11 protein-coding genes are annotated in these 11511 nt (G+C 59.4%); 6 read left to right on the top strand and 5 right to left on the bottom strand.

Going from position 1 to position 11511, the window contains the following annotated elements:
• Positions 1–42: 42 nt before the first annotated feature.
• The 3 genes from WG29040_RS04090 to rpmE form a co-directional block, all read right to left on the bottom strand.
• Positions 43–1311, bottom strand: a complete 1269-nt coding sequence (locus WG29040_RS04090; protein ID WP_003438767.1) for a malic enzyme-like NAD(P)-binding protein — start codon at positions 1309–1311, stop codon at positions 43–45.
• Positions 1312–1492: 181 nt separating this feature from the next.
• The gene (locus tag WG29040_RS04085; protein ID WP_127195706.1) at positions 1493–2320 is read right to left on the bottom strand and encodes a thermonuclease family protein; all 828 of its coding nucleotides are present in this window, start codon (positions 2318–2320) and stop codon (positions 1493–1495) included.
• Positions 2321–2325: 5 nt separating this feature from the next.
• A complete protein-coding gene (rpmE, locus tag WG29040_RS04080; protein ID WP_003438761.1) occupies positions 2326–2574 on the bottom strand; it encodes a 50S ribosomal protein L31 in 249 nt (82 codons plus the stop codon).
• A 219-nt stretch (positions 2575–2793) separates the two neighbouring features.
• Between rpmE and WG29040_RS04075 the strand changes: the two genes are divergently transcribed.
• The 6 genes from WG29040_RS04075 to WG29040_RS04050 all read left to right on the top strand — a co-directional run bounded on the left by WG29040_RS04075 (position 2794) and on the right by WG29040_RS04050 (position 10232).
• The gene (locus tag WG29040_RS04075; protein WP_127195705.1) at positions 2794–5013 is read left to right on the top strand and encodes a primosomal protein N'; all 2220 of its coding nucleotides are present in this window, start codon (positions 2794–2796) and stop codon (positions 5011–5013) included.
• A gap of 134 nt (positions 5014–5147) precedes the next feature.
• Positions 5148–6884: an arginine--tRNA ligase gene (argS, locus tag WG29040_RS04070; RefSeq protein ID WP_127195704.1), complete on the top strand. Its 1737-nt coding sequence runs from the start codon at positions 5148–5150 to the stop codon at positions 6882–6884.
• Position 6885: 1 nt separating this feature from the next.
• Positions 6886–7578, top strand: a complete 693-nt coding sequence (locus tag WG29040_RS04065) for an SPOR domain-containing protein (protein ID WP_010656292.1) — start codon at positions 6886–6888, stop codon at positions 7576–7578.
• A gap of 224 nt (positions 7579–7802) precedes the next feature.
• On the top strand, positions 7803–8333 hold the full coding sequence (gene hslV, locus WG29040_RS04060) for an ATP-dependent protease subunit HslV (protein ID WP_003438754.1): 531 nt from the start codon (positions 7803–7805) through the stop codon (positions 8331–8333).
• A 63-nt stretch (positions 8334–8396) separates the two neighbouring features.
• Positions 8397–9731 carry an ATP-dependent protease ATPase subunit HslU gene (hslU, locus tag WG29040_RS04055; RefSeq protein ID WP_003438752.1) on the top strand — a complete coding sequence of 445 codons (1335 nt, stop codon included), beginning with the start codon at positions 8397–8399 and terminating at the stop codon, positions 9729–9731.
• Positions 9732–9842: 111 nt separating this feature from the next.
• Positions 9843–10232, top strand: a complete 390-nt coding sequence (locus tag WG29040_RS04050) for a gamma-butyrobetaine hydroxylase-like domain-containing protein (protein ID WP_127195703.1) — start codon at positions 9843–9845, stop codon at positions 10230–10232.
• 76 nt (positions 10233–10308) lie between these two features.
• On the opposite strand, the gene WG29040_RS04045 is transcribed toward WG29040_RS04050, so the two are convergent.
• Entirely contained in the window at positions 10309–11040 is a 732-nt protein-coding gene (locus WG29040_RS04045) for a phasin family protein (protein WP_127195702.1), read from the bottom strand.
• A 149-nt stretch (positions 11041–11189) separates the two neighbouring features.
• Positions 11190–11465 carry a polyhydroxyalkanoic acid system family protein gene (locus WG29040_RS04040; protein WP_003438745.1) on the bottom strand — a complete coding sequence of 92 codons (276 nt, stop codon included), beginning with the start codon at positions 11463–11465 and terminating at the stop codon, positions 11190–11192.
• Between the last annotated feature and the right edge of the window lie 46 nt (positions 11466–11511).

Raw genomic sequence — 11511 nt, 5'->3', positions numbered from 1 at the left:
TGCTTCGCAGCATCGGGGCTTCAGGTTTGACGCTAAACGGAATTAGCCGTTAAACACGTCATCCACGCTTTTGAGCGGGTAGTTTTTCGGGTATGGCAGGGTAGCAACACCGGTCTCGATCGCAGCTTTGGCCACGGCATCGGAGATCAGGGTGATCAGGCGGGCATCCATTGGTTTCGGAATGATGTACTCACGACCGAACTCCAGCTTGATACCGCCGTAGGCGTCGCACACTTCCTGTGGCACTGGCAGTTTGGCCAGTTCACGCAGGGCGTTGGCCGCTGCGATTTTCATCTCTTCGTTGATACGCTTGGCACGGACGTCCAGAGCACCACGGAAGATGAAAGGGAAACCCAGTACGTTGTTGACCTGGTTCGGGTAGTCCGAACGACCTGTGGCCATGATCACGTCGTTACGAGTGGCGTGGGCCAGCTCCGGAGAAATTTCCGGATCCGGGTTGGAGCACGCGAACACGATCGGGTTAGGCGCCATGCGCAGCAGGTTTTCAGCGCTCAGCAGGTTCGGACCCGACAGGCCAACGAACACGTCTGCGCCTTCCATGGCGTCAGCCAGGGTGCGCTTCTCGGTGGCGTGGGCAAATACCGCCTTGTACTGGTTCAGGTCGTCACGGCCGGAATGAATCACCCCGGTACGGTCGATCATGTAGATGTTCTCGATGGCCGCGCCCATGCTCACCAGCAATTTCATGCAGGAGATGGCTGCAGCGCCGGCGCCCAGGCAAACGATTTTGGCATCGGCCAGGGTTTTACCGGCGATTTCCAGGGCGTTGATCATGCCGGCCGCGGTCACGATGGCGGTACCGTGCTGGTCATCGTGGAATACCGGAATATCGCACTGCTCGATCAGGGCACGTTCGATCTCAAAGCACTCAGGTGCCTTGATGTCTTCGAGGTTGATGCCGCCGAAGGTGATGGAAATGCGTTTAACGGTGTCGATGAAGGCTTGCGGGCTTTCGGAGTCAACTTCGATGTCAAAAACATCGATACCGGCAAAGCGCTTGAACAACACGCCTTTGCCTTCCATAACAGGTTTGGAGGCCAATGGGCCGAGGTTACCCAGGCCCAGAATCGCGGTACCGTCAGAAATTACGGCTACCAGGTTGCCCTTGCCGGTGTACTTGTAGGCAAGTTCAGGGTCGCGGGCGATTTCGCGCACTGGTTCGGCTACACCCGGGCTGTAAGCCAGCGCTAGATCGCGGGCAGTAGCGGTAGGTTTGGTGAGCTCGACACTCAGTTTCCCTGGACGGGGCTGGGCATGGTATTCGAGAGCGGCGGTTTTCAAATCAGACATGTGGGCAATCCGCTTTTATGCTGTTGGACAGACGGATCGCCGAGCATACGCGTGTCGCAAAGTCCCGACAAGACTGACCAGTCAGCAGTGTCAAGGGCTTTACCTTAAGACTTTGGGCCAAGAGCCGCGCCCTGCAAGGGCTAGAGTGTTCACAATCACCATTAAAAATTGTCTACAATTATTAATGCGCAATGACTTTAAACATCCCCGGATCAGTCAAAGGCAGCATCCAGCGCGCCTGCCCACCTTGCAAACCGCCACGCCTGGCGCGGTCCAGAACCCAGCCACGGGCCTCAATCTGCGCGCCCTGCAGCCTGAGGAGGGCCTTGTGATCAAAGCCGCCCAGCTGATTGGGTGCAATATGCAATACCAGACCGCCCTGCAGATCGATCCAGAGTCCACCGCGATTGCGCTGCACCTTACTGACCGTTGCGCTGACCAGAACGAAACCCGAGCGGGTGATTTGCTGCGGCGTCAGCACCGGCGACTGCCGCCATAGCCCCAGCCCGGATGCCCGGGCGCTTTGCTCGGCCGCTTGCTGGCAATCGAGTAACCGGGTATTCGGGGCGATTGCCACCTGATAGGCCAGGCCATCGGCCAGCAACCGGGCTTCAAGATTACTGCCATCGGCGCCAAACACATGGGCAAGGGTGCGCCCGTAACGGTCCTGAGCCTGCTTGCCCGCGAGCAATCCGACCCGGCCATCGCTTTGCGCCACCAAGTCTTGCAGGCGCTTGCGCGCAGCGTCGGCAAAAGGCTCGGCGGACTGGCCTTGCTTCCCCGTCTCCGGGGCATTGAGGCCGATCATGCGCACGCTGCGGCCGTCCTTGAGGCGCAGGGTGTCGCCATCGACCACCCGCTGCACCTGTGCGTATGACAAGGCTGCCGGTGCAGGGCACAGAGACGCGGCAGAAACGTCAGCCAGCCAAATCCCGGACACAAAAAAGGCGCCCGCAAGGGACGCCTTTTTCAATAACCCGGCCAGACCAGAAAGCCTGCCCAAGGTCATCAGCCTTACTCGGCTGCTTTGTCTGCTTCTGCTGCTGGAGCTGCTTTAGCGCCGAAAGCACCAAAACGAGTCTTGAAGCGATCAACACGACCGCCAATGTCCAGAGTTTTCTGCTTACCGGTGTAGAACGGGTGGCACTCGTTGCATACGTCAGTGCCCAGTGGCTTGCACAGGTTCGAACGGGTTTCGAACTTGTTGCCGCAGCTGCAAGTTACCAGGATTGTTTCGTACGCTGGATGGATATCGGCTTTCATGGGGTATTCCTCAGGCTAGCGTGCCGCCACTCAACACCATTGTTGAATACCGCACGTAAATTTAGGGCGCCGATAATACCAGACCTTTGCATTGACGCAAGTGACCAATCATGCTCTCCCCAAATTCTTTCACCATTCATTGACCTGCCTTTTAGTCCCGGACCGCGTTGTCTGCTAGGCTCCGGGCCATCTTTGCCGTTCATCACTTGAGAGCCCCGCGTGCCCGACGCCATTTTGCGCCTTGCCCTGCCTTCCCCCTTGCGCCGCCTGTTTGATTACCGGGCGCCTGCGGGCGTGCTGCGCAGTCAATTACAGCCCGGGATGCGCCTGCGGGTACCGTTCGGGCGGCGGGAAATGATCGGGATTCTGGTGGAAGTGGTCGACCACAGCGAAGTGCCGGCCGACAAGCTGAAACCGGCAATCGCACTGCTCGATGCCACACCGCCGCTGCCGGCCTCCCTGTTCAAGCTCTGTTTATGGACCTCGCAGTATTACCAGCACAGCCTGGGCGACACCCTGAGCTGGGCGCTGCCGGTGTTGTTGCGTCAGGGCGAACTGGCCGAAACCCGCCAGGAGCGGTTCTGGCAGATCGCCCCCGGGGCCAGGCTTGACGACCCGCGTGTCGCCCGGGCCCCGCGCCAGCGCGAGGCGCTGGCCACCCTCGCCCAGCACCCCCACGGCGTGGCCCATCAACTGCTCAGTAAATTGATGTTGAGCAAAGACAGTCTCGACCTGCTGCTGGCCAAAGAACTGGTCACCGTTGAAATCCGCCGTCACGCGCCGAGTGAGCGCCACGAACACTGGCTGGCCCAGCCCGAACTGCCACTCAACAGCGAACAACGGGCCGCCTACGAGGCGATCCGGGCAGGATTCGACCACTTTCATGCCTTTTTGCTGGCTGGGGTGACGGGCAGCGGCAAGACCGAAGTGTATTTGCAACTGATCCGCGAGACGCTCCAGGCAGGTAAACAGGCGCTGGTGCTGATCCCCGAGATCAACCTGGGCCCGCAAACCCTGGCCCGTTTCGAGCAGCGCTTCAACGCGCGCATCGCTCTGGTGCACTCGGCGGTCAACGATCGGGAACGCCTCGAAAGCTGGCTGGCAGCCCGGGATGGCGAAGCCGACATTATTATTGGCACCCGCTCGGCACTGTTCACCCCGATGAAAAACCCCGGGCTGATCATCATCGACGAAGAGCACGACGGCTCTTATAAACAGCAGGAAGGTTTGCGCTATCACGCCCGGGATTTGGCACTGGTACGCGCCCGCCAGGAAAACATCCCGATTGTGCTGGGCTCTGCCACCCCGTCCCTCGAAAGCCTGCACAACGCCTACACCGGTCGCTACGGCCTGCTGCGCCTGAATGAACGCGCCGGCGGGGCCAAACAGCCACGCTTCCTGCGCCTGGATGTGAAAAGCCGTCCACTGGACAGCGGCATTTCCGGGCCGATGCAACAGGCCATCGGCCAGACCCTCGCCGCGGACCAGCAAGTGCTGGTGTTTCTCAACCGCCGGGGCTTCGCGCCGACCCTGTTGTGCCATGACTGCGGCTGGATGTCGGAATGCCAGCGCTGTGATGCACGCATGACCGTTCATCAGCGATCCGGCGAACTGCGCTGCCATCACTGCGGCTACGTCGAACCTGTACCGCGCAATTGCCCGCAATGCGGCAAAGTCGATTTACGGCCCGTGGGCGCCGGCACCGAGCGCGCCGAAGAGCGGCTGGGGATTCTGTTTCCGGACTACCCGGTGCTCAGGGTCGATCGCGACAGCACCTCGCGCAAAGACGCGATGAACCAGCTGTTTGCCACGATTCAAAAGGGCCAGCCGTGTATTTTGATCGGCACCCAGATGCTTGCCAAAGGCCATCACTTTCCCCGGGTGACGCTGGTCTCGATCCTCGACGCCGATGGCGGTTTGTTCTCCGGTGACTTCCGCGCCAGTGAGCGCATGGCCCAGCTTATCGTTCAGGTCGCGGGTCGGGCCGGGCGCGCCGAAGAGCCGGGCAAGGTGATAATCCAGACTCACCTGGCCGACCATCCGCTGCTGATCCAACTGACCGAGCAGGGTTACTTCGCCTTCGCCGAACAGGCCCTGAGCGAGCGTCGGGCCGCCGGGCTGCCGCCCTTCGCCCACCTGGCCCTGCTGCGTGCCGAGGCCCACAAGCCGGGACAGGCCGAAGGTTTCCTGGATGAGGCGTGCAGCGAGGCCGAACGTTTACTGGCCGAGCTGAACCTGGGCGGCATCGAACTGCTCGGCCCGGTACCGGCACCCATGGAGCGCCGTGCCGGGCGCTATCGTGCTCAGCTATTATTGCAAGCCAATGCCCGCGGCCCCTTGCATCGACTGCTCAGCCAATGGCTGCTGGTGCTGGAGCAAATGCCCAGCGGCCGTCAGGTGCGCTGGTCGCTGGATGTAGACCCGGTGGATTTGTATTGAGCCACCGGCAATTTGCATAAACCCTGAACTACCCGGCCGCCAAGGTTGGCAAGGCTGCTTTCGCAACGGATAATACCCAGTTTTTCCACCTGCGCACTGAGGCGCTACCGCGCTTGCGGTCGACAGAGAAGACCATGAAAGACACCATTCGCCAGCTGATTCAAAAAGCCCTAGCTCAACTCGTCACAGAAGGTGTGTTGCCTGAAGGCCTGACGCCAGCGATTCAGGTGGAAAACGCCCGTGACAAGACCCACGGCGACTTCGCCAGCAACATCGCCATGATGCTGGCCAAACCTGCCGGCATGAAACCCCGGGATCTGGCTGAAAAAATCATCGCGGCCCTGCCTGCCGATGAGCAAATCAGCAAGACCGAGATCGCCGGCCCCGGCTTCCTGAACTTCTTTCAGAACACCCAGGCCCTGGCTTCGCGCCTGGACGCAGCCCTGGCTGACCCGAAAATCGGCGTGCACAAGGCCACCAAGCCAATGCGCACCGTCGTGGACATGTCCGCCCCCAACCTGGCCAAAGAGATGCATGTGGGCCACTTGCGCTCAACCATCATCGGCGACGGCGTGGCACGGGTCCTGGAATTCCTCGGCGACGAGGTGATTCGCCAGAACCACGTGGGCGACTGGGGCACCCAGTTCGGCATGTTGATGGCGTACCTGGAAGAAAACCCGATCACCAGCGACGAGCTGTCCGATCTCGAGAACTTCTACCGCGCCGCTAAAAAACGCTTCGACGAGTCTCCTGAATTTGCCGACCGCGCCCGCGGCCTGGTGGTCAAGCTGCAAGCCGGCGACCCGGATTGCCTGGCGCTGTGGACCAAGTTCAAAGATATCTCGCTGTCCCACTGCCAGAAAATTTACGAGCAGTTGAACGTCAAACTGACCATGGCTGACGTTATGGGCGAAAGCGCCTACAACGACGACCTGATCAACGTGGTCAACGACCTCAAGGCCAAGGGCATGCTGGTGGAGAGCAACGGCGCCCAGTGCGTGTTCCTCGACGAGTTCAAGAACGCTGAAGGCGAACCGCTGCCGGTGATCATCGTCAAAGCCGATGGCGGCTATCTGTATGCCACCACTGACTTGGCAGCCATTCGCTATCGCAGCGGCGTGTTGAAAGCCGATCGGGCCTTGTACTTCGTCGATCAGCGCCAGGCATTGCACTTCCAGCAAGTGTTTGCAGTTGCCCGCAAGGCCGGCTTTGTGACCCATCCGATGGAAATGGAGCACATGGGCTTCGGCACCATGAACGGGGCCGACGGTCGTCCGTTCAAGACCCGCGATGGCGGTACGGTGAAGCTGGTCGACCTGCTGACCGAAGCCAAGGAACGCGCCTACACCCTGGTCAAAGAGAAAAACCCGGAACTGGCGGAAGACGAGCTGCGCGCAATCGCCAAGGTCGTCGGCATTGGCGCGGTGAAATACGCGGATCTGTCCAAACACCGCACCAGCGACTACAGCTTCAACTTCGACCTGATGCTGAACTTTGAAGGCAATACCGCACCTTATCTGCTGTATGCCTACACCCGGGTCGCGGGCGTGTTCCGCAAACTGGGCAAGAATTTCGACGAAGTTGAAGGTCAAATCGTCCTGGAGGCACCGCAAGAACAAGACCTAGCCGCCAAATTGGCACAGTTCGGTGAAGTACTGAACAACGTTGCCGAAAAAGGCACCCCGCACACCCTGTGTACCTATCTGTACGAAGTGGCCGGGTTGTTCTCCAGCTTCTACGAAAACTGCCCGATCCTGACGGCCGAAGACGAAGCGCAAAAACACAGCCGTCTGCGCCTGGCAGCTCTGGCGGGTCGTACCCTCAAGCAAGGCCTGGAACTGCTGGGCCTGGAAACTCTGGAGCGCATGTAAGTTGGCCGCCAAGAAAAAACCTGCACCCAAGCGAGGCGCCAGCCGCTATCAGGCGCCTGCAAAGAAGCCGATCCCGGGCTGGCTATGGATGGCCATCGGCCTCACCGTGGGTGCGTTTATCGTGTTTCTGATGAAACTCGAGCCCGGCAAGGGCGACGATGTAAAACGGGTCAAGCAGGAGCAGCAGAAAGCGGCGCAAGTCGCCGAGGCCAACAAAACTGCGCCTAGCCCGACCCAGCCGGTCAAGCCCAAGTACGACTTCTACACCTTGCTGCCGGAGTCGGAAGTGATAGTGCCGCCGGAGGCCGTACCGGAGAAAACTCCGCCTACGCCGCAAACGGCGCCACTGGCACCGGTGACGCCTGCCGAAGCTGCAAAAATCGATACTGCCCGCGCCCAGGCGGCCTTGAGCGGCATTACCCCGCCTCCTGCGCCACCCGTCGCCAAAGCTGCACCTGTTACCAGATTTTTCCTGCAAGCCGGTTCGTTCCGCAAACAGGCCGATGCTGAACGGGTGCGCGCGCAAATCATTTTGCTGGGCCAGACCGCCACGGTTGAAGCCGGCACGGTGAAAGATGAAACCTGGTATCGGGTACTGGTCGGCCCGTTCAGCAACCGCGAACAGCTGACCGTCGCCCAGAAACAACTGGCCGGTAGCGGCTTCAACAACCTGTTGTTGCAACAACGCCGCTGACCAAAGGCGGCTCCCACAGAAACTGCAAACAATCTGTGGGAGCCGGCTTGCCGGCGATGGCAGCACCCCATCATCCAATTCGCTGGCAAGCCGGCGCCCGCCCAATTCCCCCTCGTATCCGCGTTCCATTCATCTGCATTCCCTCTGCGCTGTTGAAAAACCGTCTACAACCCCCATATGTATTTCCATCAGGCATTTTCGCCCCGCTGCGTGGAGACTCTCCCTTGACCACCATCGTTTCAGTACGCCGTCACGGCAAAGTCGTTATGGCTGGCGACGGCCAGGTTTCTCTTGGCAATACCGTGATGAAAGGCAACGCGAAAAAAGTCCGCCGTCTCTATCACGGCCAGGTCATTGCCGGTTTTGCCGGTGCTACCGCTGATGCATTTACCCTGTTTGAACGCTTCGAAGGCCAGCTGGAAAAACACCAGGGCCATCTGGTTCGTGCAGCTGTCGAGTTGGCCAAAGAATGGCGTACCGACCGCTCGCTGAGCCGCCTTGAGGCGATGCTGGCTGTCGCCAACAAAGACGCGTCCCTGATCATCACCGGTAACGGTGACGTGGTTGAGCCGGAAGACGGCTTGATCGCCATGGGCTCCGGTGGTGCATTCGCCCAGGCTGCAGCCCGCGCCTTGCTGATGAAAACCGATCTGTCGGCCCGCGAAATCGCCGAAACCGCCCTCGGTATCGCCGGCGACATCTGCGTATTCACCAACCACAACATCACTATTGAGGAGCAGGACCTCGCTGAATAAGCCAACTGCCGGGCCGGCTCACCGGCCCGTTTGCTTGATTCTGCTAGAGGAACGCCAATTACTATGTCCATGACTCCCCGCGAAATTGTCCACGAACTCAATCGCCACATCATCGGCCAGGACGACGCCAAGCGCGCCGTTGCCATCGCCCTGCGTAACCGCTGGCGCCGGATGCAACTGCCTGAAGAACTGCGAGTTGAAGTCACCCCGAAAAACATTCTGATGATCGGTCCGACCGGCGTCGGTAAAACCGAAATCGCCCGCCGCCTGGCCAAACTGGCCAACGCGCCGTTCATCAAGGTTGAAGCGACCAAGTTCACCGAAGTGGGCTATGTCGGCCGCGACGTTGAATCGATCATTCGTGATCTGGCTGATGCAGCGATCAAGCTGCTGCGCGAGCAGGAAATCGTCAAGGTTCGCCATCGCGCCGAAGATGCAGCCGAAGAGCGCATCCTCGACGCCCTGTTGCCGCCTGCCCGTACGTTTGGCGAAGAAGCCGCCACACCGCAGGACTCCAACACCCGTCAGCTGTTCCGCAAGCGCCTGCGTGAAGGCCAGCTAGACGACAAGGAAATCGAAATCGAAGTCGCAGACATTGCCGGCGTCGATATTTCCGCGCCGCCAGGCATGGAAGAAATGACCAACCAGCTGCAAAGCCTGTTTGCCAACATGGGCAAAGGCAAGCGCAAGAACCGCAAGCTGAAAGTCAAAGAAGCACTGAAAATGGTGCGTGACGAAGAAGCCGGTCGCCTGGTCAATGACGAAGAACTCAAGGCCAAAGCCCTTGAAGCCGTTGAGCAACACGGCATCGTGTTCATCGACGAAATCGACAAGGTTGCCAAGCGCGGCAATGTCGGCGGCGCCGATGTGTCCCGTGAAGGTGTACAGCGTGACCTGCTGCCGCTGATCGAAGGCTGCACCGTGAACACCAAGCTGGGCATGGTCAAAACAGACCACATCCTGTTTATCGCTTCGGGGGCATTCCACCTGAGCAAGCCAAGCGATCTGGTGCCGGAGCTACAAGGCCGCCTGCCAATCCGGGTCGAGCTCAAGGCACTGACGCCGCAAGACTTCGAGCGCATCCTCAGCGAGCCGCATGCGTCCCTGACCGAGCAATATCGCGAGTTGCTGAAAACCGAAGGCCTGAACATCGAGTTCATGCCCGAAGGCATCAAACGCCTGGCCGAAATTGCCTGGCAGGTGAACGAAAAAACCGAGAACATCGGTGCTCGCCGCCTGCACACACTGCTTGAGCGCTTGCTGGAAGAGGTGTCTTTCAGCGCCGGCGATATCGCCAGCGCACAAAAAGACGAGCCTATCCGGATTGATGCTGAATACGTGAACAGCCACCTGGGCGAACTGGCCGAGAACGAAGACCTCTCGCGCTATATCTTGTAAACCCTCACACAACCTGTAGCCGCTGGCGCAGGCAGCGATCGCCGACTCCGTTGCCGATCGCTGCCCGTGGCAGCGGCTACGGTGTGTGTGATGAGAAAAAGGTTTTGTCCCATGAGCTCTACTCCAGCGCCAATCCCCAGCGCCATCAACCTGCACAAAGCCTCAAAAACCCTCACCCTCAAATATCCCTCTGGCGAGCAATACCACCTGCCTGCGGAATTTCTGCGCGTGCACTCCCCGTCCGCCGAAGTCCAGGGCCATGGCAACCCCATTCTGCAATTCGGGAAAATCAACGTAGGTCTGAGCAAGGTAGAACCGGCGGGGCAATATGCGCTGAAAATAACCTTTGATGATGGCCACGACAGCGGCCTGTTCACCTGGGAATACCTCTATCAGCTCGGGGTTCGCCAGGAAGAGCTGTGGGCTGATTATCTGCAGCAACTGAAGGAAGCCGGCAAGTCCCGCGACCCGTCAGAATCCATCGTCAAGTTGATGCTGTAACGCCAGCCCCGGTGGGAGCCGGCTTGCCAGCGATGGCATTGGCATCGCTGGCAAGCAAGCCCAGAGTTGCTATGGACTAAAGCGCTGCGTCAGGTTTTGGCTCTGGAGTAACCACAGAAGACTTGGCGGCGGCCGGCTTTTTGGCTGCGGCCGGTTTTTTAACCGCCGGTTTGGCTGCTGCAGGTTTAGCTGCGGGCTTGCTCGCAGCAGTTGCTGGCTTGGTTGCCGGCTTGGCCGCTGGTTTTGCCTTTGGCTTGGCGGCTGACTTGGCGACTGCTTTAACAGCCGGTTTTGCCACTGGCTTGGCCGCTGCGGGTTTCGCAGCGGGTTTGGCTGCAGCTTTGGCAGCTGCCGGCTTGCTGGCAGACGAAGCCTTGGTGGCAGCAACTTTGGCTGCCGCCGCGGTGAGCTTCTCGATATGTTTGGTCAGGGTCTCGACCTTGGTGTGTAAGGTTTTGACCTCTTCACGGCTCGGAACACCCAAACGTGAAATCGCGCTGTTCAGGCGTTTATCAAACGCCTCTTCGAACTCGCTCCACTTGCCCATGGCCAGGTCTTTAACATCCTCGACCCGGGTACGGGCAGAAGAGGTGGTCGATTTGGCGCTGTCAGCCAGTTTACCGACTGCAGCCTTGGACAGTTTTTCGGCCTTCTCCCCATCTTTGACTAACGAATCAAATAGCTTGCTGCCGTCTGTATCGATCTTCGAGTACACACCCAAACCTGCCAGCCAGATTTTGCGCGAGTACTCTTCGACCTTGCCTACCCATGAATTGCTGTCTTTGGCAGTCGGTTTTTTAGCAGCCATCGTGTTCCCCTCAATGTTAAGTCGCGACGTCAGTGAGCAAGATCGTCGAATCATCAAGATGAACAGAGTGCTCACCTGCATCAGGTTTAGACGCTAAGTGGCCTTGCTGCCAGTCAGAAGCCCATCGGGGCAGGCACAACAGTGCTACTTCACGACAACGCCTTGTCCAGCGAGCGCTCGATTTCCGATTGAATCATGCCGCTCATCGCAGACATCAGCATGCCCAGCTCAACGTCGACCCGAATGGTTTTCTCGCCGATTGCCAGGGTGCCGTTAACCCCCGAACGCTTGAGCTTTACTGTATCTCCGGACCAGTCAGGGGTCAGCCCATACTGCCCCGCCAGCTTCTCAACCAGGGGTAGAGCTTTTTCACGTGCTGCCTCAAGGCCCAGGGTATGGGTCCGTTCAACGCTGATACGAGCCATTGGTTCACTCCGAGTAAATAAGGCCGACACTATACTTACCTTCAGC

This window comes from Pseudomonas sp. PAMC 29040 (genome assembly GCF_003994535.1).
Lineage (GTDB): Bacteria > Pseudomonadota > Gammaproteobacteria > Pseudomonadales > Pseudomonadaceae > Aquipseudomonas > Aquipseudomonas paraversuta.
The sequence above is the reverse complement of the archived record's forward strand: the minus strand, read 5'-3'. Positions and strand labels throughout refer to the sequence as shown.

Excerpts from the sequence above, each read along its gene's own strand:
- WG29040_RS04090 (WP_003438767.1), bottom strand. The coding sequence starts at position 1,311 with ATGTCTGATTTGAAAACCGCCGCTCTCGAATACCATGCCCAGCCCCGT.
- WG29040_RS04085 (WP_127195706.1), bottom strand. The coding sequence starts at position 2,320 with ATGACCTTGGGCAGGCTTTCTGGTCTGGCCGGGTTATTGAAAAAGGCG.
- rpmE (WP_003438761.1), bottom strand. The coding sequence starts at position 2,574 with ATGAAAGCCGATATCCATCCAGCGTACGAAACAATCCTGGTAACTTGC.
- argS (WP_127195704.1), top strand. The coding sequence starts at position 5,148 with ATGAAAGACACCATTCGCCAGCTGATTCAAAAAGCCCTAGCTCAACTC.
- hslU (WP_003438752.1), top strand. The coding sequence starts at position 8,397 with ATGTCCATGACTCCCCGCGAAATTGTCCACGAACTCAATCGCCACATC.
- WG29040_RS04050 (WP_127195703.1), top strand. The coding sequence starts at position 9,843 with ATGAGCTCTACTCCAGCGCCAATCCCCAGCGCCATCAACCTGCACAAA.
- WG29040_RS04045 (WP_127195702.1), bottom strand. The coding sequence starts at position 11,040 with ATGGCTGCTAAAAAACCGACTGCCAAAGACAGCAATTCATGGGTAGGC.
- WG29040_RS04040 (WP_003438745.1), bottom strand. The coding sequence starts at position 11,465 with ATGGCTCGTATCAGCGTTGAACGGACCCATACCCTGGGCCTTGAGGCA.